The organism is Melioribacter sulfuriphilus, assembly GCF_052656625.1.
Map to the genome: position 1 here is coordinate 145895 of NZ_JBQXXK010000003.1, position 21479 is coordinate 167373.

Consider the following 21479-nt stretch of genomic DNA (forward strand, 5'->3'; position numbering starts at 1 on the left):
CATCCTCTATTTCATTTCATTTACAATCTTAAGGACTGCATCAAATGCAGGTTTGGGTTTAAGGTTCCTGTCAAACAAAAGAGGATATGAAGTTCTTCCGAAAATGGGCCAATTATTAAGCCACGAATGTCCGTCGTGAATTCCCCAGAATGTAACACGAGTTATTGAATCGTGGTATTTTAGAAAAGTTCTGAATAGTTCAGCATATCTATTAGCAAGGACAGTTTGCATTGAATCTGGCAAACCATCTGGATAAGGATTGTATTTTTTTTGCAGTTCAAAACTTTTGGTTATTTCGGCGCCAGTATAGTTATCTGGTGTAGGAAGAATATTTATGTCGAGTTCAGTAATCATAATTTTTAAGCCGGTTGCAGAGTATTCTTTTAAACTTTCATCAAGTTCGTCCAGACCTGGATAGTCTAAACCCCAATGTCCCTGCATGCCAATACCATGAATTTTAATTCCCTTTTCGAGCAACTTTTTAATCAGTTTAATTATACCGTCTCTTTTGGCTTTGTGCCATGTATTGTAATCGTTATAATAAAGTTCGGCATCTGGATCGGCCTCGTGTGCAAATTCGAATGCTTTTTCGATAAAGTCTTCTCCAATAATTTCCAGCCATTTACTTTTTCTTAAACTACCATCTTCGTCTACAGCTTCGTTTACAACATCCCACCCTTTAATTTTTCCTTTGTATCTGCCAACGACAGTAGAGATATGTTCTTTTAATCTAACAAGTAGTTCTTCCCTGCTGAGATAATTACCTTTGTCGTCTTTAAAAACCCAATCGGGAGTTTGATGATGCCAGACTAATGTATGTCCTACGATAAACATCCCATTCTTTTGACCAAATTCTACTAATTTATCAGGAAGGTCGAAATTATATTTGTTTGGCTCGGGATGAACACGTTCCCATTTAAGCATATTTTCCGGTGTTATGGTACTAAATTGTTTAGCAGCAAGTTGCAGCGCTTGTGGTTCTTTACCTGCTGCTTGAAAATCACTGATAGCACACCCAATGAGAAAATAATCTTTGTATGCATCTTTGAGAGTTTGAGAATAGAGCATTGCTGGAAGAGTTGTGATTACTAACAATGAAAATAAAATTGAAGCTGTCGATGACTTCATTAGTCCCCCACATTATTTTTATAAATTTGTTGCCTCAAGATTAAGAAAATTTTCGAAAATATACTTTAAAACTTTTGAGTAAAATTATTTTTGCCATAGTGTAAATTTTACCTAAATGATAAAACTAAAGTAGAACTATAAAGAATTATTGAACCAAACGAAAAAATTAAAGTATTGAAAATATTTTCAAAAAATAGTCATAAGAATATCAACTAAATAAATGGAGATGGTAATAAGAATTTCTGCTGCATATTTTAATATAAATAAGAGTAAAATCTGGTAACCCAAATTCAGTTTTCGGGTGTGAGCTTTTTTTCCTATTTTTGAAATAATTTAATACGAGAAGTGCATTGACCGATAAAGCTATTAAAAAAATACTCATTATAAAATTACGTGGTATTGGCGACGTTGTTTTATCGACTGTGGTGCTCGACGATCTGTTGAATTTTTTTCCTGAAGCTCAAATCGATTATTTGACCGATAAATCTTCTGCAAACTGGCTGAAAGGACTTACACAGGTTAATACTGTATTAGTTTATCCAAAGTCGGGGATGCTTAATAAACTTAAATTGATAACTGAGATTCGCAAAAAAAAATATGATATCGTTTTTGATTTTTATTCTAATCCCTCCACCGCTCAAATTACATTTTTAAGTGGTGCTGAATACAGAATTGGATTTCCGTATCGAGGCAGAAAATATGCTTATAATCTTTACGGTCCAAATGAAAGAGGTAAGTACCATGCCGCCGAACTTCATCTCGAAGTACTTAAATCGGTTGGTATACCTGTAAAGAATAATTCCAAACTTTATTTTTACTATAGTAAAGATGACGAAAATTATGCAGAGGAATTTTTGTTACGAAGCAATTTAAATGACAAAGTTATAGCTGGCATTTCACCTACAGGTGGATGGCAGTCGAAGAGATGTCCCCCGGAAAAATTAGCCGAACTTGTCAGAACACTTAACAAAAAATATAACATTCCATTGTTGATTCTCTGGGGTCCGTCGGATTACGAGGATGCAATTAAAATTAAAGAAATAGTTGGGGATAGTGCACATCTATCACCTCCTACAACAGTCGAACAAATGGCAGCGTTGATGAGCAAATGCGCTTTTATTGTTGCAAACGACAGCGGACCGATGCATATTTCAACTGCAATTGGAACTCCTGTGCTTTCGCTGCATGGACCGACAAATCCTTTGCATCAGGGTCCTTTTGGCAGCAAACATGAATATATTGTTCTAAACGAACTGGAATGCATTATGTGTAACCTGCTCGTGTGTCCGAAAAATCAGGAGTGCTTTAGAGATATAAGCGAAAAGCTATTTCTCACTAAAGTTGAAATCCTCCTCAATAAAAACAGTATACGGATTTAAGTTGAAAAGAATTGAGATATTGCTAAAGAAATTGCTTCTCAAACTTTTTTTAATGCTGAGGCAAAAAGAAGGACAGACAAAAGCACCGCATTTGACCGATAAATCGAGAGTAGTGATTATAAGACTGAACCGAATTGGAGATGCCCTTACTTCAACACCTTTTCTTGAACTGTTGAAAAGGAATTATAATTGTAATCTTACACTTGTTTGTTCTAAATCAAATCATTTTATATTCTGTCAAAAAGGATTGGTAGATAATCTGATAGTCTATGATAAAAAACAAAATAATCTAACTAAAATCATCCGCATGATTTCGGATATTAATCCCGATCTTTTGATAGATTTGCACGACGATGTCTCCTTTACGGTTAGTATGATTATTGCGTTCTCGGCGTCAAGATGTAAAATGGGCTTTTATAAACAAAATCATAAATTGTTTAATTTACTGATTCCCAGACCCGACTCAAAAGTTTACCATATTGTCGATCGTAACCTTGCATTTGCAGATGCACTCGGTATTCGTTACAACAAAGACGAAATTAATATTATTTATAAACCAGATTTAGCTTCTATTTCTATTGTCGATAATTTCTTAAAGAAAAATAACCTCCGAAATAGATTTCTTACAGGTATTAATATTTCAGCGGGCAGCGACGCAAGATTTTGGGGTGTTGAACGTTACCAGAAATTAATCGATTATTTAAGTAAATACGACACCAATATTCTACTACTTACAGATAAAAAAGATCTGGAAAAAGCTAAAGCAATATCTAAGGGTAAATGGATTATTTTTCAGGACGACAGTTTTGATGTATTTGCAGCGATGGTCGGTTCTCTCGATTTTTTATTTACTCCCGATACTTCAATAGTGCACATTGCTTCAGCTTTTGAAGTTCCTCTCTTCGGTCTTTACGTAAAGTACAAAACCGAAGATATAATTTGGTATCCTTATAAGTCGAAATACGAAACAGTTATAACAAAAAATGCGAATTTAAGTAGTGTCGATTTTGAAACTGTAATAGAAAAATTAAAACCCTTTTTTGAGAGTATTTACTATGAAAAAAATTCCTGATTGTAAAAATTTTAGCGGATATAAACCATGTTTCCCTTATCACAATTGTCTCGAAGACGGCTGCAAGGAGGAACGGAAGTTCGGGAAAAAAATATTGATAATAAATCTCGACGCAATGGGCGATGTTTTAATGACGACAGCGCAACTTCCGGCCATTAAAAGAAAATATCCGGTTTCGACGATTTACTGGATTACGCTGAAAAACGCCGTAAGAATCCTCGACAATAATCCTTATATCGATCGCGTTTTTCCATTCGACTTTGAAAGCATACTGATTCTCAATGAAATGGAATTCGATATAGTAATGAATGTCGATAAATCGATGCGGTCAGGCGCCCTTGCCATGCAGCTTAAAGCAAAAGAAAAACTCGGTTTCGGAATAAATGAAAACGGGCAAATCATACCTTTGAATAAAGGTGCAGAATATAATTATATGCTGGGTCTCGACGACAATCTAAAATTCAAAATTAATCAGAGAACTGGACAGGAATACCTGGCAGAAACTTTTGAACTCGACTATCAACGCGATGAGTATGTCTTTAATTTTAACGACGAAGAACAAATGTTTATTGAAAATTATAAGAAAGAAATTGGAATTATGCCGGATGACGAAATAATCGGTTTTAATACCGGCTGCTCTCTCCTGTATCCCAATAAGAAAATGACAATTGAACAACATATTGTGCTGATTGAAAAATTTTTGTCTTTTAACCGATTTAAAATTATGCTTCTTGGAGGACCGGAAGACACAGAAAGGAATAAAACAATAGCAGAGTATTTCAAGGGAAAAATAATAAATACTCCCACTAACGAAGGCTTACGACGCGGCGCCTGCTACGAAAGTGTGCCTGAGGTTATAATAACCGGGGACTCGTTTGGAATGCATCTGGCAATAGCACTCAAAAAATATGTTATTGCATGGTTCGGCTTGAGTTGCTGGACAGAAATCGACCTCTACGACAGAGGAGTCAAACTATATCCAGAAGGACTTTTCTGCGCTCCCTGCTGGAAAAAAGAATGCCCCTATAATCTTGAGTGTATTCAAATGATTGATCTCGAAAGAATCGTCAAAGAAACGGTCGATTACTTCGACAGAAAAAAATGAAACGAATCGATATCATGCACATGCATGCAGAAAAAAGAATTTTAGTGCTCGATGGAGCAATGGGTAGTTTACTTCAGCAATACGGCGCAGCAAGCGATAAGTACTTATGGTCTTCTTTATCAAATTTGAAAAACCCTGAAATAGTGAGAAAAATACATAAGGAATATATCGACGCGGGAGCTGATATCATTACTACAAATACATTCAGGACTAATCCAGCAAGCGTTAAATTATCTGGTCATTCAATTTCAGTCGAGGAATTTGTAAGGATAAGCGTAAATCTGGCAATTGAAGCAAGAGAAGATAGAAATGTTATTATCGCTGGATCTAATGCGCCTGCAGAAGATTGTTATCAGAAAGAACGTACTCTGTCAAAAGACGAATTGGAATACAATCATAAAAAACATATTGAATTACTCTGGGAAAGCGGCGTGGATATAATCTGGAACGAAACTCAAAGCCATTTAGATGAAATAGAAATCATTTGTAATTTTTGCCACAGTCAAAATCTTCCGTATGTAATTAATTTATTTTATGATAACCAGTTGAATCTTTTAAGTGGTGAAAGCCTAAGGGACGCTGTCAAAGTTGTTGCAACTTTTAAACCGACTGCAGTTGGATTCAATTGCATTAAGCCAGAACTTTTTCTTGATAAGATAAAGCCTGATTTATTAGTTGACAGGTGGGGATTTTATCTTAATTGCGGTAGTGGAGAGTATACCGACGAATCAATTTCGTGTGGCATAAGTCCAGAATATTATCTCAGTTTGATTAAACCCCTTCTCGAATTGAAGCCGTTATACGTCGGCTCTTGCTGTGGTTCCTCGCCTTCTCACACAAAAATAATAAAGGAATATATTGATGAAGTATATCGAAATTAAAGCGCCTGCAAAGATTAATATTGGACTTAGAATCCTTTCGAAAAGAAGCGATGGTTATCATAATCTTCATACACTCTTCTATCCGATAAACGACCTCTTCGATGAAATTATTATAAAAAGACAGGAAGAGTTTGAATTTAGTACGAATACAGAAGAATTGAATACCGACGATAATTTAATAGTAAAAACTGTACAATTGCTCGGTGATTATTCTAAGAAAAAGATTGGAGCCAGTATTATATTAAATAAAAAAATTCCAATTGGAGCAGGACTCGGCGGAGGCAGTTCGAACGCTGCTGCAGTTTTAATTTCTCTGAATGAAATGTTTGCTCTCAATCTTAGTTATAATGAACTCATTGAACTTGCTCTTAGATTGGGGTCGGATGTTCCATTTTTTATCAAAGCCAAACCAGCTATTGGTTATTCAAGAGGCGAGGTTTTGAAGCATATTGATTTTGAAATAGAAAATCCGATATTAATTGTCAATCCCGGAATTCATATATCAACAAAAGAAGCATTTAACAATATTGTGCCGTTTAATTGCGAACTTGATTATAAAAGTGTTATTGTTAATGGTAAGCCGAATTATAAGGCAATGAACGAACTGGTAAATGATTTTGAAGAATATGTATTTAATAGATATCCGGAAATTGCTGAACTAAAAGAAAAATTTTATCATTATGGTTGCTTATTTGCGCAAATGACTGGAAGCGGTTCGACGGTCTATGGCATATTTGAGAATCAATACGATGCCATGAAAGTCATTCAAGATATTCCTCAAACCTACTTTTATCATTTAAGTAATTGTCCGGACTAATCTGAAAAATGTCGTATGATTTTGACTGAAAATTATATTCAAGCGATATGATGAAGCAAGATCCCGGGGTTTTCCCTGCCAATCTCGACGGACTTTCTGCAGTAATAGTTCCACCGAGACGTTCTATAATTTCTTTTACTAATGCAAGTCCCAGCCCGCTTCCTTCGTGCTTGCTCCGTATTACATTCGAAGCCCTGTAAAACTGTTGGAAAATATTCGGTAAATCTTCTTTTGGGATACCGATACCGTTGTCGCATATTTCAATAAATAATTTGTAATCGTTTTCTCTGAGTAGAATTTCGATAATGCCACCTTCGTTGACGTACTTAATTGAATTAGCAATTAGATTTGAAAAAGCCAGTTCAAGAAGAGTTATGTCCGATTTAATTATTTTCTTCGATTCCCTGATATCTTTCACACTCAAATCGATCGATTTGGCTTTAATAGTTTCCTCCATTTTATTGATTTGACCAATGATCAGTTCATATATATCGATCTCTTCCGACGAACGGATGTCGAGCAATTTAAGTCGGGATAATCGTAAAATGTTATTGAGCAGTTGTAGGGTTTCATCTGTTCTTAATTGTGCCCTTTTTAATTTATCTCTTATTTCTGAATTAATATCTCCCAAAAAGTTATTCAGAATCAAATCTATTATTGATTTTATTGCAGTTACAGGAGTTTTGACTTCGTGTATAATTCCTATGGTGTATTTTTGTTTTGCTTTTTCGGCTTCGTCGAGGCGTTGTAAAGTATCCCGCAATTGTTGCTCGCGCTTGTAGAGTTGTCTTACTATATTATTTGCGAGATAGACGCTTATAAAAATCATTGCGGTAAATGTTATTAAACTCAGGATATCATAAGCCATCGTATGAGGTATTCTTACGTCGTATAAACCACTTATCAAATGTGTTTCGATAATACCTAAATTTTGCATTATAGTTAAAAAAGACAACGTAAGGCAAATGATGCATGCCATAATGTAGACTACATATGCCGGGAGTATTAAACTTCCGATAATCATATGAAATATAAAAAATAAATAAAGAGGCGATTCGATGATTCCTGTATAATAAACAAGTATCATTAATGCAATCAGGTCGAGAATCATTTGAATCAAAGAAAGATGCAGACTATTGAAACTCGATACATCACATTTAATGTAGGCGCGTAGTTTATAAAGGATAATATTGTACGAGAGAATTGAAATTATAATGATGGATATAGCAATTTTCTGAAGATTACTAAACTGAAAGTTGAGTAAAAATTCACCAGCTATTAGAAAAAGCAATAGAGAAATTACGGCAAAGTAGCGGAGTCTGATAAACCAGAGATTTCGAATGCGAATTGCTCGCCAGAATTCCCCGTAATTTTTAGCCCATTCTGGTATCAGAGCTTTCATTTAATTATGAAGGTGGTCTCAAATTCCTCAGTAAAATATTGAATTAATACTTAAATAAAAAGCCCGTCCACTACTGAAGGACGGGCTTTTATTATCAAGCGATATATCTTCCCCGTTTTACATAATGAGTATGAAGAAGTTTGTGAGATAAATGACTGCAAGGTCCTTCTGTCAAAAATTCTTTGTAAATCCTGATTACATTCGGATTTTCGTGCGACTTTCTGATTTCGAGGGATTCATCTTCTGCATAGATTGCTTCGGCTCTCTTCATACGTATTTCTGGAGTTGTAGGAATTGGTTGACCGCCACCGCCGAGGCATCCACCCGGGCATGCCATAAATTCAATAAAGTGACACTCGGAGAATTTACCGCCTGATTTAATATCTTCCATTATTTTTTTTGCATTTGCAGTTCCGTGGGCTACAGCAACTTTTAGTGTAGCACCTTTCAACCAGTCCCAATCCGGAATTAAATGTTTAATTAAATCAGGTACTTTACCCACTTTATTACCAATCGGAATTTCCATATACTTAATTCCTTCAAATCCGCGTAAAGGAATAATGTTGGCTCGTTCGAAAATGTCCTCGGTTTTGTTTCCAGTGACGAATTCAACCACAGATCTTAATGCAGCTTCCATTACCCCACCAGTTGCACCGAAAATGAGTCCAGCACCGGAAGCTTCGCCGAAAGGAGAATCAAAATTGCTCTTCGGCATTTCTGGTAAGTTTATTCCTGCTTCTTTAATCATTCGAGCCATCTCACGCGTGGTCAAACCGTAGTCGACATCTTTGTACCCGCTTGAATTCATTTCCGGTCGATTGCACTCGAACTTTTTAGCTGAGCATGGCATCAATGCTACAGAGACAATATTTGCCGGATCAATACCTACCTGTTTTGCATAAAATGTTTTAATCAATGCACCAAACATTTGCTGAGGTGATTTTGCCGAGCTTAAATTGTCGAGATATTCCGGATAATAATGTTCGATAAATTTAACCCATCCAGGCGAGCAGGAAGTAAATTGCGGAAGTGCAACTTTTTCCTTTTTGACCAATGCATTGTAAAGACGGAGAATTAATTCAGTACCTTCTTCGATGATCGTGAGGTCAGCTGCAAAGTTAGTATCGAATACTTTATCGAACCCAATTCGCCTAAGAGCAGTGTTTAATTCTCTTGTCATAGAAGTACCGGCTGGAAGTCCAAATTCTTCGCCAATTGCGGCGCGTGGCGACGGTGCAGTTTGAATGACTACATGTTTGGTTGGATCGTCAATTGCCTCCCAGATTGCATCTGATGGGTCGTTTGCTCGCAACGCAGCTGTGGGACACCGGTTAATGCATTGTCCGCAATTTATGCATATTACATCTGCAAGTGGCTTTTCGAGGAAAGTGCCTATATGTGTTTTATCGCCTCTACCTATGGCTTCTAAAACACCAACTTCCTGCAAATCAATACAGGTACGTACACATCTTTTACAAAGTATACATTTACTCATATCTCTTACGACTGAGTACGATGAATTGTCAACTTCGAAACGTGGCTTGTCGATGTGTCCGAAAGTATAAGTATCTACACCATATTCCTTTGCCAAGTTTTGCAATTCGCAATTTCCATTGCGAAAACATGAATAGCATTCGCCATAGTGTTCGCTCAGCAGCAAGTCGATAATATGTCGGCGAGCTTTTCGAACCATTGGCGAAGATGTCTTAATTTTTATCGGTGAAGTAATCGGGAAGGAACAGGCAGCCTGAAGCGTACGCATCCCTTCAACTTCAACTACACATATTCGGCAGACACCAGCAATGCATAAATCATCATGATGACAAAGTGTTGGTATCGATATGCCAACTTTTTTGCAGGCTTCTAATATTGTTGTACCTAACGGAACGGAAATTTTCTTTTCGTTTATTTCAACTGAAACAGTACCGCCAATACCAGTGATGTCTTCGGGAATTGGCACGCTGTGTGGTACTTGACTTATGGGTGCTCTGAAATCTCCTTTACTTTCCATTTCGACCTCCGTTTCCGTTAAAGATTTCTTCTTTGAAATTTTCCAGTATCGATATAAAAGCATTTGGACTCGATTGACCGAGGCCGCATTTAGAAGCTACTTTCATCGTTTCGCCCAACTCTTTTAGTTTATTGATATAACTAAATGTATATTCACCTTTTTCTATCATTTCGATACCTTCTAACAACTTAGTATTTCCAATGCGACAGGGAGTGCACTGACCGCACGATTCTTCAACAAAAAATTCCATGAAGTTTTTCAATACATGCAGCATATTTCTGTTTTCGCCAAAGATCATAATCGATCCACCAGTAGCAGCATCTTCATATGCAAGGCTACGATTGAATTGTGATTTCGGTATACAGATGCCAGAAGCTCCTCCCACTTGAACAGCTTTAACAGATTTTGCTCCGACTATTTCAAGCAGTTCATTTATTGTTGTTCCCCACGGCAATTCGTAAACACCAGGACGTTCACAATCACCTGATACTGAGAAAAGTTTCGAACCCGTAGATTTGTCAGTTCCATATTTCTTAAACCATTCTCCCCCTTTAAGAATTATATGAGGAACCGATGCAAGAGTTTCTACGTTGTTAACAACGGTTGGCTTACCCATGTAACCGGTGTTGACAGGATATGGTGGTCGATTTCGGGCTTCACCGCGATTGCCTTCGAGAGATTCAATTAATGCTGTTTCTTCACCGCAAACATAAGCTCCTGAGCCAAGTCGGATTGTAATGTCGAAATTGAATCCGTCTTTGCCAAGTATATTTTTCCCGAGTAAATTATCTTTTCTCATAGCCTCCAAATAATCGTATAAAGATTGGAACATATATTCATATTCTCCGCGCAGATAAACTATTCCTTCAGTTGCTCCAATTGTATAAGCGGCAATTACCATTCCGTCGAAAACGAGCTCGGGATATTCAAGCAAAAGCACTCTGTCTTTGAAAGTGCCGGGTTCGCCTTCGTCGGCATTACAGATTATATATTTTTTATCGGATTTAGCCGCTGCTACCATATTCCACTTAGTAGCTGTAGGAAAACCTGCTCCGCCCCTGCCTTTTAATTTTGATTCTCTTAGTTCGAAAAGAATTTCTTCACGCGATTTTTCGAGTGCTTTTTTAATTGCCTCCCCCCTTTTGTATTCAGAAAAGATGACGATGCCATTTCTTTGTTTTTTCTCCATAGCTTACCTCACTTTAATTCACTCAGAATTTGAACGGCTTTTTCGGGTGTCAATTTTGTATATACTCTTTCATTGACAATCATTGCCGGACCCTGGTCGCACATTCCTAAACAGTTGGCATATTCGAGCGTGAATTTATTATCCTTTGTTGTTTGACCGAATTTAATGCCGAGTTCTCTTTCGATAGCTTTAGCAACTGCTTCCTTGCCTTGCATATCGCAGGCGATGGTTCGACATAGCCTGACGATATATTTCCCTTTAGGTGTTGTACTCAGAAACGAATAAAAAGTAATTACACTGTAGACTTCGACGGGATGAATATCGAGTAAACGCGCTATCTCCTGCTGAGCAAAGTCGGGGATATACCTATGCTTTCGTTGAATATCCTGAAGTATCGGAAGCAAAGAAGATCTGGAACGACCATATTTTTCGACAAGTCGTTCTATCTCTTCGGTCATTGCATTTTTTTCTAAAACCAGCATCTTATTTCACCTCCTTTGCTTTCAACAAATTATTGACCTTATTAATTAGTTCTGACGGTGAAATCGGTTTTTCTACAAAGTCGTCTACGGGTACCATTTCACTCTTATCGTATTCCATGCCTGTGGCTTTTGAAACCGAGGTGTACATTAAAATTGGGGTTTTAATTCCTTCTTTACGAAATTTTTGAGCAAGATAGAAACCATCATCCGGCTCATCCATCATAACGTCGAGAATAATCAAATCGGGTTTTTGTTCGACGACGATTTTGTAGCCGTCGTGAGGGTTGCCGGCAGTAACTATGTTATGCCCTTGCGATTTGAGTACAATTGAACTGCTGTCGAGGATGTCCGGATCATCATCGATGATTGCAATTAGAGCCATATGTCACTCCTGTAAGTTATTTTATGTTTATGGGTAAATTGATTATAAATGTAGTCCCTTTACCAAATTCGGACTCCACTTCAATTTTCCCGTGATAAGAGTCGACAATTTTTTTGACGATACTCAATCCCAAACCGGTACCGCTAATACCGCGCGTCATTTCATTTTTGGCTCTGTAAAATTCATTGAAAAGTTTTGCTTTTTCTTCTACCTTAAGACCGATACCACTATCACTAATTTTTAGCGCAAGGTAATTATGGGATTTATATAGTTCTATATTAATTTTACCGTTAAGACGATTGTACTTTATTGCATTGCTCAACAGGTTGGTGACCACTCTTGTTATTTCATTATGATCCGCATTTATTAAGGGGAGATTTTCTTCTAGATGTGTTGTAATCGAAATGTTCTTTTTCTTTATGTCGAGTTCGAAAAATTGAATCGAATTTTCGATTATTTCGCGGAGATCGATTTCTTCAATTTCTCTTTGTTTCGTGTTTAATTCAATTCTAGAGATATCGAGAAGATCGTTTACAAGATCGGTTAAGCTTTTGAGGCGTGTAATGGAACGTCTAATATAGTCTTCCTGTTTCTCTGGCGGCAATTGTATCGATTTGTCAATTAATACATTCAAATAACCCTGAACTGCAGCAAGTGGGGCTTTCAGTTCATGTGCGACCATCGATACAAACTGCGATTTCAGCAATTCTATTTTTTTGTATTCTGTAATGTTGCTGATGATTAAAACAACACCAGCAAGACTACCATCGGAATTTGGAATAGGAGTGGTTGAAAATTCCACTATAAGTTCATTATTCGGCTTGAGTTCGATTTGCTGTGAATAACTTTTTAAGTGAAATGTCTCAGAGTCAAAAAGTTTATTTACGGTCTTGACTACTTTTTCCGGAAGTATATTTAATATTTTACTACCTAATTCAATTTCTGTGAGGTCGAGAAACTTGAGCGCGGCATAGTTATAATAGACAAGTTCGGCATTCTTATTTATTACAAGGATGCCGTCGTTAATCGATTTTATTATTGCATTGAGGCGTGATTTTTCGTTTGCTAATTCGAGAAGATTTTCTTCACGTTCCTTTTTCAGTTTTTCCGATTCAAGAATTAATTTACGTTGATTGATGCCCTGCTCGATTTGATAAATTATTTCCTCAGGAGAAAAAGGTTTGGGTATATAGCCGAAAGCACCAAGGCGTGTCGATTCAATAGCTGTATCATAACTTGCAAATGCAGTTGCAATAAAGCACACTGTATTGGGATGGACGGATTTAATTTCCTTGAGTACGGTCAATCCGTCCACATCCGGCATTTTTAGATCGATTATTGCAACATCGAATTCTTTTGACTTACCAAGGCGTATCCCATCTTCACCGTTCGAAGCAGTTTCGACATGGTATCCTTCTTCAACAAGAAGCCGTTCCGTACCTAATCGTAATCCATTTTCGTCGTCAACAATTAATATTTTGGATTTTTCATCCATTAAATAATTTATTACATGTTTTTTAGTTTCGCTATCAATTCCTCAATGACAATTGGTTTATTCAGAATTCCGTCACATTTCAACCATTCTTTTTCTTCGTTTGTAGAAGCGCTGAATTTATAACCTGTCGTATATGGTGCCGAAGTTACAATAAAAACTGGTACGTTGGGGTTTCTTTTTTTAATTCGATGGCATAATATAAAACCTGAATCCATCTCTTCCATTATCAGATCGATTATCGCTACGTCAGGATTTTCTTTTTGGAACAATTCCCAGCCATCGATCCCGTTTTCTGCTGTAATTACTTTATATCCTCTGGATTCTAATAATACTTTGTTCTGTTCTAGTAAATCGATATCGTCATCGACTAACAGTATTTTTTTTACGTCCATTTTAACACCATCCTTTTTAATTCAATATCATATAATTTTGTTTAATAGGTAAAGTCACTTCAAATACAGAGCCTTCGTTTGGTTTGCTTTTGACCGTAATATCTCCACGGTGCATTTTAATAATTCCATACGTAATTGCGAGTCCTAAACCTGTTCCCTTTCCCATTTTTTTTGTAGTAAAGAAAGGCGTAAAAATTCTATTGAGATACTCCGGCTTTATTCCACAGCCTGTATCCATAATGACTACTTTGACTTTGCTATCAGTTCCTGTAATAACAACTGAAAGGACTTTCTCTTTAGAATTTTCCATCGCTTCGCAAGCATTAATAATAATGTTCATAAAAGCTTGTTTGAGCTGGTCGCGATCACACTGTATTTTAATGCCATCAGTTTTATCTTCTACTTTGAGTTGAATATTTGCGAATTCTGTGCGAATTTTAATTAACTGAAGAATCGAGTCGATAATCGACTTGATCTCAATTTCTTCAAGGCAAAGACGTCCCTGTCGCGCAAAGTTCAAAAGGTTCGAAACGATTTTTTTACAACGTTCCGTCTCTTCAATTATTAATTTTAAGTCCTCAATGCTTTGTTTTTCGCCGCCAAGTTTTTCTATTTTTTTCTTTAACATAGAAGCATAGATTAATATAGAACCGAGTGGGTTGTTCAGTTCGTGAGCAACTCCAGCTGCAAGTTGTCCTATGGAAGCAAGCTTTTCGGCATTAGCAAGTTGCTCCTGCGTTTCCCTTATTTCTTTATTAGCTTGTTCTAATTTGTCGATCAAATAAGGCAAACACATATCTTCTTCGGCCAACCCTTTGGCAATAGCAATTGCATATTCCCTGCAAGTTGGATATCCACATGCCCCGCAGTTGAGTTCATCCGACTTGGATAGTTTATTTGAATTTGCCAGTATGGCTCTAATTGTTTCTTCTGGTGGAGTTGGTCTCCGTTGATTTTTGATCGTAAATTTTCTTGAAAGATTAATATCCCGATTGTTGTACAAAGTGCTTTGCCATACTTTTTTGTCAAAAGAATTGATGTCCGATTCGATAAAAGAAATTACTTTTTCTCTACGGGAGTAATAATTTAATTCGGAATCGATGGCAGGACCGTTTATACAACCTTCACAAAAAAGGATGTCCACAAACTTCGATTTTATTTTTCTATCGGCAATCTCGTTGAGAATTTCCTGTACTTTATCTTTTCCTTCAACTACAATAATTTCCTTTTCAAGTATATCACCGTGAGTATCTGTAGTTTTCAGCAACCCGCCCGTAAGCGGATAAGCTTTTCCCATGTAGGCATGAGGTGGATCAAAAGACGACCTTTCAAGCAAATTAAGATCTATCTGTTTTTGTTCAAATATTTGTTTGATTTCTTTGAATGTCAGTACAGCATCAATTGCGTCGTCGACTTCCGGATCGAGGTATTCGCTCTTCTTTGCTATGCAGGGACCAATAAATACAACTTTAATATGGTTGCCGTAATTTTTCTTAAGGAATCGTCCCATTGCTATCATTGGAGATACGACTTCAGCAAGGTTATCGGCAATTTCCACAAAATATTTTGTAATCCAATTATAAATTGCTGGGCAGGGTGAACTAATTATTGTTTTGCCAGGATTGTTTTCGATATAAGTTTTATATTTATCGCTTATAAGGTCGGCGCCGAAAGCTGCTTCGCTTACACGTTTAAATCCGAGTTTTTTAAGAGCTGTGATGAATTGTTTTTCGACTCCTGGAAATGATGCAGGAAAAGAAGGTGCTACAATTGCATAAGTATCGTAACTTGGAAGAAACTCATTGAAAACAATTCCAACATCGTCGAGCACCTGCTTGGCGTTTTGAGAGCACACTTTGACGCAATGCCCGCAGACAATACATCGTTCTTCAATAACTACTGCCTGCCCGTTTAATACGCGTATTGCTCGAGCAGGACATTCCCTGACGCAGGAATAGCATCTTTTACATCTTTGTCCTATGGTTGATACAATTCCCATAGAATCATAATTCTTCTAATATTTTTTTTCTGTTGACATATGTAGTATGCAACAGTTCGTGAGAAAGATGGCTATTCGGTTCACCTAAAAATTCGTTATAAAGTTTTTTGATAGATTCATTCTCGTGAGATTTTCTGTGTTTCATTTTTGCATCAATTTCATAGAGAGCGCGAGCGCGTTTTTGTACTTTTTCCGGTTTTTGATGAATTGGTTGACCACCACCGTTTATGCATCCTCCAGGACATGCCATAACTTCGATGAAATGATATTTTGATTCTCCTTTTTCAATTTGCTCAAGTATACCACGTACATTTCCGATTCCATTTACCACAGCGACATTTACTGTGGAACCGTTAATGTCGACTGAAAATTCTTTTACTCCTTCAAAACCGCGTACGTCTGTCAAATCTACGTTTTCCAGCTCTTTGCCGGAAAGTTTAAAATATGCGGTTCTCAGAGCTGCTTCCATTACTCCACCGCTCGTACCAAATATTGCAGCAGCGCCAGTCGACTCGCCTAAAGGATTATCAAACTCGTCATCCGGCAAATCGTTAAAATCGATACCTGCAACTTTGAAAAGACGAACTAACTCTCTCGTGGTCAGTACTGCATCAACGTCAGGTAATTTTGCTTCGGAAAGTTCTGGTCTGCTGGCTTCAAATTTTTTAACCGTGCACGGCATAATCGAAACGACGAAAATATCTTCGGGATTCAATCCCATCTTTTTTGCATAATATGACTTGACTATAGCACCTTCCATTTCGTGAGGTGATTTACAGGTAGAAATATGATCGAGTAAATGGGGATAATTTTGTTCTGCAAATTTCACCCATCCAGGGCAACAACTTGTGAACATTGGAATAGTTCCGCCATTGCCGAGTCGATTTATTAATTCGGTGGCTTCCTCGAGGATAGTTAAATCTGCACCAAAATTAGTATCAAATACTTTATCGAAACCGAGTCTTCTTAGACCTGTTATTATTTTACCAGTCACATTCGTACCAATTGGAAGATTATATTCTTCACCCAGAGTTGCTCTGACAGCCGGTGCAATCTGAGCAACCGTGAATTTCTTTTTGTCGTTTAATGCATTTACAACTTCTTTTGCATGGCTTCTTTCACGGAGTGCCGCTGTAGGACAAACCAAAATACATTGCCCGCACAGAATACAATCGCTTACATTTAGACCTTTGTTAAATGGAGTTGTTACGTTACTTTTGAATCCCCGGTTTGTAAAATCAATTGCACCAATTTTCTGGATTTCATTGCATGTTCTTACACATCTTCCGCACAAAATACATTTAGCAGGATCGCGTTCCATCGATGGACTTGAAATATCGATTGCGTGGCTTTTCTTTTCGCCTACGTATCTGTGTTCTCTGATATTGTAACGCTCTGATAAATCCTGGAGTTCGCAATTCTTATTTCTAACACAAATCAGACAATCCTGCGGATGATTTTCGATTAATAGTTCTATAATTGTTTTTCTTGCTACTCTTACTCTGGGCGAGTTTGTCTGAACTTTCATCCCCTCTTTAACAGGGAAAGCGCAACTGGGTGTAAGATTTCTCATTCCATCCACTTCTACAACGCAAATTCTGCATGCACCCGAAGGGAATAAATCTTTCATATGGCATAAAGTCGGAATATGAATCCCGACGGATTTAGCTGCTTCGAGTATAGTCATTCCTTCTTCGGCTTTAACTTTTATATCGTTAATTGTTAATTCTATCATAATATACTCCGTTAGAAATTAATTTACTTTAATTGCGTCAAAACGACACGATTCAAAGCACATACCGCACTTGGTACATTTAATCTGAATAATTTGATGCGGCTGTTTCTTTTCGCCTATGATTGCTTCAGCGGGACATTTACGCAAACAGACACCGCAGCCATTACATGCATCCGGATCGATCTCGTATGTTAATAATTCCTTGCATACTTTAGCACTGCACTTTCTTTCGAACAGATGTTCTTCGTATTCTTCCCTGAAGTAGCGAAGACCCGACAATACTGGATTCGGTGCACTCTGACCCAATCCGCATAGCGATGTATCCTGAATAACTTTAGCGAGTCTCTGAAGATGAATAATCCCTTTGAAACGTTGTAGCTGTTCTGTCTTGTCTCCGTTTGTACCGTATCGGACTGGAATTCTTTCAATGATTTCAAGCATTCTTTTAGTACCTTCACGGCACGGTACACATTTCCCGCATGATTCATTTTGAATAAAAGTTAGGAAGAATTTGGCAACATCGACCATACACGTATCTTCATCCATAACAACAAAACCGCCGGAACCCATCATAGCACCAACTTCTCTTAATGATTCATAATCAACTTCGGTATCGAGTACAGAATCAGGCAAACATCCACCCGATGGACCGCCAATCTGTACTGCTTTGAATTTTTTATTGTTCGGAATACCGCCACCTATGTCGAAGACTACCTCTCTCAGAGTAATACCCATTGGAACTTCTACCAGACCGCTATTTACAACTTTTCCGCTCAATGCAAATACTTTTGTGCCTTTACTCGACTTCGTCCCAATGGATGAAAACCATGCCGACCCGATGTTTATGATTGAAGGTACATTTGCAAAAGTTTCTACGTTATTTATCACTGTTGGTTTACCCCATAGACCACTATCGGCAGGATAAGGAGGTCTGGGACGTGGCATGCCTCTTTTGCCTTCGATCGAAGCAATTAATGCAGTTTCTTCACCGCATACAAAAGCGCCTGCTCCTTTTTTAATTTTAAGGTCAAAATCGAAATCGCTATTAAGTATATTTTTACCGAGCAGACCGTATTCTCTGCATTTAAGAATTGCCTCTTCAAGTCTTTCGATTGCAAGCGGATATTCTGCACGACAGTAGATATAGCCGTAAGAAGCACCGATTGCGTATGCTCCTATAATCATTCCTTCAATTAGTCTGTATGGATCGCTTTCCAGCACAGACCTGTCCATAAAGGCTCCTGGGTCACCTTCGTCCGCATTACAAATGATATATTTAGTATTCGAGTTCTTTTTGTATGCAAGTTCCCATTTAATTCCAGTCGGGAAACCGCCTCCTCCCCTACCTCTAAGTCCACTGGTTTTAATTTCTTCAATAACTTTTTCAGGACTGAGAATTCGAAGTGCTTTATCTAAGGCTTTAAATCCTCCGGAAGCAATATATTCGTCGATTGAATTTGGATTTATGACGCCGCAATTTTTTAGAACGACTTTTTTCTGTCTTTTGAAAAAGGGAATTTCATTAATATTTGGAATATTGTCTTTGGTTTCGCCGTAGGTACCGAGTAATTTTTTCTTATAAATTTTTCGATCTATTATAGTGGTTTTTATCAATTCTTTGACGTCTTTGGGTTGAATTTCACAATATGAAACCCTGTCTTCACCCGGTAATTTAATATCGACTATTGGCTCGCGGGCACAATATCCAACGCATCCGGTAGGTACTATCAAAGCTTTAATATTTTCATTGGCAAGTTCTTCTTCAATTGCAGCTTTTACTTTATCTGCACCCGAAGCCAGTCCGCAGGTGCCCATACCGATAAATATTACAGGGACTTTTGTTGATTCGTAGCGAAGCTTTTCATTAAGACTTTTATATTTTTCTTTGCATTTATCGTCTTTGTGACAAAGGGGTCCTTCCAGGCAGCAGACTACAAAAAGTTCGCATGGTGTACTGGGAGAATGCCAGCACTGGTCGCAGCATTTTTCAATGAAACTTTTCATTCTATACTCACTGCTTGTTCTTGTTTTTTGTACTTATTGAGAATTTTGGGTATTTCTTTTACAGTAACTCGTCCATAATAATCGTCGTTAATATTAATAACCGGGGCGATACTGCAGGCTCCGATACATGCGACAGTTTCGAGTGTAAATAATTTATCACGTGTAGTTTGACCGGCGCAAATGCCCAGTTCGTTTTCTAATGCCGTTAAAATATTAGCGGAATTTTTAACATGGCATGCTGTTCCCCGACAAACTCGTATAATATTCTTTCCAAGTGGTGTTAAACGAAATTGATTGTAAAATGTGGCAACACCGTAAACACCGCTCAAAGACATTCCGATGTGTTCGGCTACTTTACGTAGTTCTTTTTCGGGCAAATAGCCATGAATTTCCTGAATATCCTGCAGTATAGCTATTAAATTACTACGGTCGTTTTTCGGATATTTCTGAAAAATATTGTCATCCATGTTATATTTCTCTTATTTATTTAGGTTATTAATTATATACAGATAATATGCCAAAAATTTAAAACTGAAATGACTTATTTATGTGTAAAAAATGAGGTTAGTGTCCGTTTTTTTGCTTTTAACTTTCCTAAGTGTGAGAAAAGTAAAATATGAATTCTAAATTTATAAAGTATATCGTGTCTTAATATGCTATTATTTTTCTCTTTTTTTGTGCAAAATGATTAAGAGAGATAATAATTTTTTAAAGAGAGGGTTCAAGTTATGAACCCTGCACTAAGGAGTGTAAATTTATGAGAGTCTTACTGATTGAGACTTGAATCTTTTTTAAGAACTTCTTCTTCCATCATTTTTTTGTATTGAATAATTTTTTCTGAGAGATTTGAATCGTAAGTGGCTAAAATCTGGATTGCAAGAAGGGCGGCGTTCTTTGAACCATCAATTGCAACTGTGGCTACAGGCACTCCACCTGGCATTTGAACTATCGAAAGTAATGAATCAATTCCCTGTAAAGCACCGCTTTTAAGTGGCACACCAATGACGGGCAGATGAGTGTAGGCAGCAACTACGCCTGGTAAATGAGCAGCCAAACCCGCCCCGGCAATTACTACTTTAACGCCCCTTGTGCTTAACTTTTCAACATAATCCTTCAAATGATTCGGCACTCTGTGAGCTGATAAGATCCTCATTTCATATAAAATGCCAAATTGTTCCAAAATTTCGGCAGCTTTTTTCATTACGGGAAGATCTGAATCGCTTCCCATTAAAATGCTTACCAAAGGATTTTTTGCTGTCATATTTGCCTTTCTATTTTATATGAAGATGTAGAGCAAATATATAAAAAAGTAATTTCCTGAAAACAATTATTTCCTGCTGATCGAACCAATTCCAGAAACATTCGTTTTTGTTTTTTCTGGATCGCCATAATAATCAATTGAACCGACGCCTGATACTGATGCGTTAAGATATTTTGATGCGTATACTCTTGCGCTTGCCGCACCGCTGACAGATATATAAACATTCTCGGCTTTAAGGGATTTAGCATCAAAATTTCCAGCTCCAGAAATTTCTGCGTGTAAAGTTTTAACTCTACCATCCATCTCTATATTTCCAGCTCCGCTCAATTCGACGTCAAAATCTTCTGTATCAACATTATAAACACGAATATTATTTGCACCAGAGCATCCGATATAATTTAATTCAGGTACTGTTACAACAATTTTTATTTCTTTTCTTGGTGAAATGCTTCTGCGTGTGTCAATAATAAGTCGGTTCTGTTTTACTTTCGTTTCAATAAGTGGTAGAAGATTTTCTTCGGCAGTAATTTCTATTGATTCTTTTTCGCCACATTTTATTTTTATATCGTAAGCTCCCCCAACTTCAATTTTTTGGAAATTTCTTATCTCTCTCATTTCTGTCCTTAAACTTCCGCTGCCCCTTATTCCCCAGACTCCACATCCTGCAATATTAATTGCAAGCATAAGTAGAATTATAATCTTAGCTTTCATGATAACTCCGCTTGTTGCCTGTTAAGACGTGTAT

19 protein-coding genes are annotated in these 21479 nt (G+C 37.2%); 5 read left to right on the forward strand and 14 right to left on the reverse strand.

The window, feature by feature from the left end:
• Positions 1 to 6: 6 nt before the first annotated feature.
• A complete protein-coding gene (locus tag ACUN8G_RS04415; RefSeq protein WP_437345916.1) occupies positions 7 to 1128 on the reverse strand; it encodes an endo-1,4-beta-xylanase in 1122 nt (373 codons plus the stop codon).
• 350 nt (positions 1129 to 1478) lie between these two features.
• On the opposite strand from ACUN8G_RS04415, the gene ACUN8G_RS04420 reads away from it, so the two are divergent.
• From ACUN8G_RS04420 to ispE, 5 genes are read left to right on the forward strand one after another with little or no spacing between them, the layout of a single operon-like run.
• Positions 1479 to 2507: a glycosyltransferase family 9 protein gene (locus ACUN8G_RS04420; protein WP_437345917.1), complete on the forward strand. Its 1029-nt coding sequence runs from the start codon at positions 1479 to 1481 to the stop codon at positions 2505 to 2507.
• A 1-nt stretch (position 2508) separates the two neighbouring features.
• Positions 2509 to 3579 carry a glycosyltransferase family 9 protein gene (locus ACUN8G_RS04425; protein ID WP_437345918.1) on the forward strand — a complete coding sequence of 357 codons (1071 nt, stop codon included), beginning with the start codon at positions 2509 to 2511 and terminating at the stop codon, positions 3577 to 3579.
• Positions 3563 to 4684: a glycosyltransferase family 9 protein gene (locus tag ACUN8G_RS04430; RefSeq protein WP_437345919.1), complete on the forward strand. Its 1122-nt coding sequence runs from the start codon at positions 3563 to 3565 to the stop codon at positions 4682 to 4684. Before ACUN8G_RS04425 ends, ACUN8G_RS04430 begins: the two co-directional genes overlap by 17 nt.
• On the forward strand, positions 4681 to 5565 hold the full coding sequence (locus tag ACUN8G_RS04435; protein WP_437345920.1) for a homocysteine S-methyltransferase family protein: 885 nt from the start codon (positions 4681 to 4683) through the stop codon (positions 5563 to 5565). The genes ACUN8G_RS04430 and ACUN8G_RS04435 overlap by 4 nt, the downstream gene beginning before the upstream one ends.
• The gene (gene ispE / locus ACUN8G_RS04440; RefSeq protein WP_437345921.1) at positions 5546 to 6382 is read left to right on the forward strand and encodes a 4-(cytidine 5'-diphospho)-2-C-methyl-D-erythritol kinase; all 837 of its coding nucleotides are present in this window, start codon (positions 5546 to 5548) and stop codon (positions 6380 to 6382) included. Before ACUN8G_RS04435 ends, ispE begins: the two co-directional genes overlap by 20 nt.
• Here the strand turns inward: ispE and ACUN8G_RS04445 are convergent.
• The 13 genes from ACUN8G_RS04445 to ACUN8G_RS04505 form a co-directional block, all read right to left on the reverse strand.
• Complete coding sequence (locus ACUN8G_RS04445) at positions 6327 to 7784, reverse strand: sensor histidine kinase (RefSeq protein WP_437345922.1); 1458 nt, start codon at positions 7782 to 7784, stop codon at positions 6327 to 6329. The genes ispE and ACUN8G_RS04445 overlap by 56 nt on opposite strands.
• A gap of 94 nt (positions 7785 to 7878) precedes the next feature.
• A complete protein-coding gene (locus tag ACUN8G_RS04450) occupies positions 7879 to 9795 on the reverse strand; it encodes an NADH-dependent [FeFe] hydrogenase, group A6 (RefSeq protein WP_437345923.1) in 1917 nt (638 codons plus the stop codon).
• Positions 9785 to 10984 carry a complex I 51 kDa subunit family protein gene (locus ACUN8G_RS04455; RefSeq protein ID WP_437345924.1) on the reverse strand — a complete coding sequence of 400 codons (1200 nt, stop codon included), beginning with the start codon at positions 10982 to 10984 and terminating at the stop codon, positions 9785 to 9787. Before ACUN8G_RS04455 ends, ACUN8G_RS04450 begins: the two co-directional genes overlap by 11 nt.
• 8 nt (positions 10985 to 10992) lie before the next feature.
• A complete protein-coding gene (gene nuoE / locus ACUN8G_RS04460; protein ID WP_437345925.1) occupies positions 10993 to 11466 on the reverse strand; it encodes an NADH-quinone oxidoreductase subunit NuoE in 474 nt (157 codons plus the stop codon).
• 1 nt (position 11467) lies between these two features.
• Entirely contained in the window at positions 11468 to 11848 is a 381-nt protein-coding gene (locus ACUN8G_RS04465; RefSeq protein WP_437345926.1) for a response regulator transcription factor, read from the reverse strand.
• A 16-nt stretch (positions 11849 to 11864) separates the two neighbouring features.
• A complete protein-coding gene (locus tag ACUN8G_RS04470) occupies positions 11865 to 13343 on the reverse strand; it encodes a sensor histidine kinase (protein ID WP_437345927.1) in 1479 nt (492 codons plus the stop codon).
• 11 nt (positions 13344 to 13354) lie between these two features.
• Positions 13355 to 13735, reverse strand: coding sequence for a response regulator (locus ACUN8G_RS04475; RefSeq protein WP_437345928.1), 381 nt, complete (start codon positions 13733 to 13735; stop codon positions 13355 to 13357).
• Positions 13736 to 13751: 16 nt separating this feature from the next.
• Positions 13752 to 15734, reverse strand: a complete 1983-nt coding sequence (locus ACUN8G_RS04480) for a [Fe-Fe] hydrogenase large subunit C-terminal domain-containing protein (RefSeq protein WP_437345929.1) — start codon at positions 15732 to 15734, stop codon at positions 13752 to 13754.
• A 4-nt stretch (positions 15735 to 15738) separates the two neighbouring features.
• On the reverse strand, positions 15739 to 17469 hold the full coding sequence (locus tag ACUN8G_RS04485; RefSeq protein WP_437345930.1) for an NADH-dependent [FeFe] hydrogenase, group A6: 1731 nt from the start codon (positions 17467 to 17469) through the stop codon (positions 15739 to 15741).
• 18 nt (positions 17470 to 17487) lie between these two features.
• Positions 17488 to 19473 (reverse strand): NADH-ubiquinone oxidoreductase-F iron-sulfur binding region domain-containing protein, encoded by a 1986-nt coding sequence (locus ACUN8G_RS04490; protein ID WP_437345931.1) that lies wholly within the window; start codon positions 19471 to 19473, stop codon positions 17488 to 17490.
• The gene (gene nuoE, locus ACUN8G_RS04495; protein WP_437345932.1) at positions 19470 to 19940 is read right to left on the reverse strand and encodes an NADH-quinone oxidoreductase subunit NuoE; all 471 of its coding nucleotides are present in this window, start codon (positions 19938 to 19940) and stop codon (positions 19470 to 19472) included. Before nuoE (ACUN8G_RS04495) ends, ACUN8G_RS04490 begins: the two co-directional genes overlap by 4 nt.
• Before the next feature lie 299 nt (positions 19941 to 20239).
• Complete coding sequence (gene purE, locus ACUN8G_RS04500; RefSeq protein ID WP_437345933.1) at positions 20240 to 20734, reverse strand: 5-(carboxyamino)imidazole ribonucleotide mutase; 495 nt, start codon at positions 20732 to 20734, stop codon at positions 20240 to 20242.
• Positions 20735 to 20800: 66 nt separating this feature from the next.
• The gene (locus tag ACUN8G_RS04505; protein WP_437345934.1) at positions 20801 to 21445 is read right to left on the reverse strand and encodes a head GIN domain-containing protein; all 645 of its coding nucleotides are present in this window, start codon (positions 21443 to 21445) and stop codon (positions 20801 to 20803) included.
• Positions 21446 to 21479: the final 34 nt, after the last annotated feature.